4 protein-coding genes are annotated in these 3643 nt (G+C 36.9%); all 4 read left to right on the top strand.

The window, feature by feature from the left end; all coding sequences use genetic code 11:
* The first annotated feature begins 192 nt into the window (after positions 1-192).
* The 4 genes from HMPREF9088_RS10570 to HMPREF9088_RS10555 are packed head-to-tail and all read left to right on the top strand — an operon-like array spanning position 193 to position 3566.
* On the top strand, positions 193-1089 hold the full coding sequence (locus HMPREF9088_RS10570) for an ABC transporter ATP-binding protein (protein ID WP_007209241.1): 897 nt from the start codon (positions 193-195) through the stop codon (positions 1087-1089).
* Positions 1086-1847 (top strand): ABC transporter permease, encoded by a 762-nt coding sequence (locus HMPREF9088_RS10565; protein WP_007209240.1) that lies wholly within the window; start codon positions 1086-1088, stop codon positions 1845-1847. Before HMPREF9088_RS10570 ends, HMPREF9088_RS10565 begins: the two co-directional genes overlap by 4 nt.
* Positions 1844-2899 (top strand): sensor histidine kinase, encoded by a 1056-nt coding sequence (locus HMPREF9088_RS10560; protein WP_007209239.1) that lies wholly within the window; start codon positions 1844-1846, stop codon positions 2897-2899. The genes HMPREF9088_RS10565 and HMPREF9088_RS10560 overlap by 4 nt, the downstream gene beginning before the upstream one ends.
* Positions 2900-2957: 58 nt before the next feature.
* Positions 2958-3566: a response regulator transcription factor gene (locus HMPREF9088_RS10555; RefSeq protein WP_007209238.1), complete on the top strand. Its 609-nt coding sequence runs from the start codon at positions 2958-2960 to the stop codon at positions 3564-3566.
* Positions 3567-3643: the final 77 nt, after the last annotated feature.

The following is a 3643-nucleotide window of genomic DNA, read 5'->3' as shown; positions in this document are numbered from 1 at the left end:
AGGCGGAACTATCTTGAGTGTAGCACAGATGACTTTTTTATTTGTCTAACTTAATTTTACAATCGGCGCAATAAAAACAGCTCAATGTAATCCATGACAATTGTCATAGAAAAGTTATGTTAATTGGGACTTATTGGATTCTGAAAAATCTCTTACACTAAGAATATCAAGGTTAGTTAAGGAGAAATTTTTATGAATCAAACCGTCATTGAAGCTAAAAAAATTACCAAAACGTTTAAAGAAAAACGAATTTTTGAAAAGCTTGATTTTGCAGTCAAAAAAGGTGAAATCGTTGCTTTGGTAGGAGAAAATGGTGCTGGAAAATCAACGCTAATCAATGTGTTGACACAGCTAATCCCCAAGGACCAAGGTGAAATTCATTATTTTAACCAAGAAAAATCACTCTTGATTGATCGTGAACGGATTGCTGTCATGACACAAGAAACAGCCAAGCTAAAAAAAATTCGAGTGTCAGAAATCATTCAATTGGTTCGAAGTTTCAGCAAGCATCCATTACCTTATGATCAATTATTGCATTATGCTGATTTAAAGGAGCATGAACAATCATATATGGAGAAACTATCTGGTGGGCAACGAAAACGGCTAGGATTCGCGTTGGCTATCGCTAGCAACCCAGACGTCATTTTTTTAGATGAACCTACAGCAGGTATGGATAGTTATAGCCGCTTAAAATTTTGGCAGACGATCGCCTTGCTCAAAAAGGAAGGAAAGACGTTTATTGTAACCTCGCACTATTTGGAAGAACTGGAAACAGTCGCTGATCGTATTATGATTTTAGTAAAAGGGAAATTCGTTTTTAATGGTTCAATGGATGAACTGCGTCAAAATCGCGGGGTGAGTGAAATCCAGTTTTATTTTGATGATTTAAAGGATAAAACATACTGGTTGTCCATTCCGGGTGTTGAATCGGTGAAAATAATCAATCAAAAAATCAAATTGATTACGGATGATGTGGCACTATTTTTAACTGCAATGCAAGGGCAGTTTGAGCAATTAAAACTATTAACCATTCAACCCAATTCATTAGAATCTTTATTCGATCACATTCAGGAGGAACATCAAGCATGAAGCAACTAATCTTTCAAACCAAACTAAATACTTTGCGTCTGTTTGTTCGAAACAAACGCTTCTTAATCATCAGTTTATTGATTCCAATCTTTTTTTATCTTTTGTTTACCAAAGTGATGAATGTGGGGTTGGCAGGGGCTGATTTGGTTGCCTGGAAAGCCGACTATCTAGTCAGCATGATGACATATGGCATTTTAATGGATTCAGTGATGATGATTTCGAGTACGCTTGTCAGTGATCGTGAAAATGGCTTTGACCAGTTGATTACGCTAAGTCCGTTACCAAAAAGTCGTTACTATGCGAGTGTGATATTCAGTTTTTTTGGCTTATTCGAATTATCTATTATCAGCTTATTGGTTGTAGGGTATTATATAAATAGCGTAAAGTATTCCATCTTGGAAGTTCTTTCGTTTCTAATCGCGTTACCACTCACAGCCTTGCCTTTAATTATGATTGGTATTTTGCTTTCTTTGGCAGGGAGTTCCAATACAGTCTCAGGTTTGGCAAATTTGCTTGTTTTTCCTTTGGCTATTGTTAGTGGACTGTGGTGGCCAATCGATAGTTTGCCTAATTGGATTCAGTCAATCGGTAAATGGATGCCAACGTATTTTATGAGCAATGTGATGAAAACTCTTTACCATCATCATAAATTAGACCTTCAGAGTAGTCTGGGATTAATTCTGTGGTTTAGTCTATTAAGTCTTTGTTTAGGTATCATTCTTCATTTCAAACGACAGAAAGGATATCAGCTAGTATGAAGAAGTTTTTAGAGGAAGAAATACTGTTTCCAAAAAAAATAGGATGGATTCCTTATTTTTGGCTCATTTTTTTGATACCTGTTCTTTCTGACTTGGGCACTATGCCCCTAAAAAAACAGGTAATCATTCTTTTTCTTTTGCTACTTTTTTTGAAAGCCTATCGAGAAGGATATGAATCAAATAAGTGGGCTATCTGGTACGTGATTATTCAACTAATCATTAGCGTGATTTATCAATTTTTGGGTATGACTGGCCTATTTATTTTTACGGCATGGCAGATTGGCTTTCTATCGCTACGTCGTGATCGCTTTTATCTGTTTCTAGGTGTATATTATGCGTTTTGTTTCATTAACATCGTTAGTACGACTCTGTGGCTTGTGCAAGGAGATGCGCAAAGTATTGGTAGCTTACTAATTGTTTTGCTATTTGCTATTTTTTCACCATTAGTTTCTCGGTCAATGAATGAATCCATCTACCGAACAACGCAACTCAATCGTGAAAACAAACGCTTGGAAGCATTGATTCGCAAAGAGGAACGTGAACGGATTGCTCGCGATTTACACGACAATCTCGGACAGTCTTTTTCAATTATTACGTTGAAAACAGAGTTGGCTCAAAAGTTATTGGCAAAGCAACCTGAAAAAGTTTCGCAGGAATTGACCGAAATCGCGCAAATTTCTCGAAATAATTTACAGCTTGTTCGACAAATAGTGAATGGTTTAGAAAATCGTTCAATTGCAAAGGCGCTACTGGAAGAAGAAAAACTTTTATCTGCTGCGAGTATTTATCTTAGTACGGAAGGGGAAGAGATTGCTGAAAATTGGCCAATCGAACTCCAAACTATTTTTGCCTCGTGTATTAAAGAGGCGTTTACCAATATTATTCGCCATAGTAAAGCACAATTCGTCCAATGTGTGTTTCGTCAATCCAATCAGTATTATGAACTGTCCATTCATGACAATGGAATTGGCTTTCTGACAATTGATCCAACGTCACATGGATTAAGTGGGATGATGGCTAGGATGAAAGAAAAAATGGGACGTTCGACATAATAAATGGGGATGGGACCAAATTGCACTTTAGAATTCCTTTAGAGGAGGAGCGAGAACGATGACGACTCTTTTTTTAGCAGAAGATCAAATCATGTTAAATACAACCCTGACCACCATTTTAAACCTGGAAGATGACTTTGATGTGATTGCGAGTACGGCAGATGGCAAAGAAGCACTCGAAAAAATTAGAAAACTGCAACCAGAAGTCGTTATTCTTGATATTGAAATGCCGCAATTAACTGGACTTGAAGTTGCCAAAGAGATTCGCTCTGCGGGCTTGCCCATAAAAATTATCATATTAACAACTTTTGCCAGAGAATGCTACTTTCAAGAAGCAGTCGAATACAACGTGGATGCCTATCTGTTAAAAGATAGTCCAAGTGATTATTTGGTAGCAAGTATTCACCAAATTCTTACTGGAAATAGAGTGTTTTCACCGGAACTGGTCACGAGTGTTTTACGAGCGGAAAAAAATCCACTAACTAAAAGAGAAATGAGTGTATTAGCGGGGCTTCAAACAGGTGCTTCAACAGCGAAAATGGCTGAAGAGCTTTTTTTATCTGAGGGAACGTTACGCAATTACATTTCATCTATTTTAAGTAAAACAGGGACCCATTCTCGAATCGAAGCAATTAACATTGCTAAGAAAAATGGCTGGATTGCCTAACCTAAGTATCAATTGATGCTTAGGATTTTTTTCATTTTGAAGAGTTAGCTTACAAAAATAGCTAATATCCTGAATAA

This window comes from Enterococcus italicus DSM 15952 (genome assembly GCF_000185365.1).
In the GTDB taxonomy this organism is placed as follows: domain Bacteria; phylum Bacillota; class Bacilli; order Lactobacillales; family Enterococcaceae; genus Enterococcus_G; species Enterococcus_G italicus.
The sequence above is the reverse complement of the archived record's forward strand: the minus strand, read 5'-3'. Positions and strand labels throughout refer to the sequence as shown.

Bases quoted from the DNA above. Each gene is read 5' to 3' on its own strand.
- HMPREF9088_RS10570 (WP_007209241.1), top strand. From the start codon at position 193: ATGAATCAAACCGTCATTGAAGCTAAAAAAATTACCAAAACGTTTAAA.
- HMPREF9088_RS10565 (WP_007209240.1), top strand. From the start codon at position 1,086: ATGAAGCAACTAATCTTTCAAACCAAACTAAATACTTTGCGTCTGTTT.
- HMPREF9088_RS10560 (WP_007209239.1), top strand. From the start codon at position 1,844: ATGAAGAAGTTTTTAGAGGAAGAAATACTGTTTCCAAAAAAAATAGGA.
- HMPREF9088_RS10555 (WP_007209238.1), top strand. From the start codon at position 2,958: ATGACGACTCTTTTTTTAGCAGAAGATCAAATCATGTTAAATACAACC.